1 pseudogene is annotated in these 360 nt (G+C 68.1%); it reads left to right on the forward strand.

Annotated features, from left to right (window positions below):
- A pseudogene (locus tag IIE03_RS00600) lies at nt 1-360 on the forward strand (carbohydrate ABC transporter substrate-binding protein); the annotation flags it as partial.

Genomic DNA, 360 nt, shown 5'->3' on the forward strand with positions numbered 1-360 from the left:
TGGCCGACCCGGAGCTCGAGGGGCGCTGGGTGGACTGGAAGGTGGCGCAGGCCACGACTGCCGACGGGAAGCTGATCGGTTACGGGACCGACATCGGCCCGGAGGCGATCTGCTACCGCCAGGACCTCCTGGATGACGCGGGTCTTCCGTCGGAGCCCGACGCGGTCGCCGAGTTGCTCGGTGGCGAGGACGCCACGTGGGAGGACTACTTCGCCGCGGGTGCGGAGTTCGTCGAGAACTCGGATGCCGCCTGGTACGACTCGGGTGTCGCCACCTATCAGGGCCTGGTCAACCAGATCGACTACGCCTACGAGAACGAGGACGGCACGCCCAAGGCCCTCGCGGACAACGCCGAGATCA

The sequence above is a fragment of the Myceligenerans pegani genome (assembly GCF_014892515.1).
In the GTDB taxonomy this organism is placed as follows: Bacteria; Actinomycetota; Actinomycetes; order Actinomycetales; family Cellulomonadaceae; genus Myceligenerans; species Myceligenerans pegani.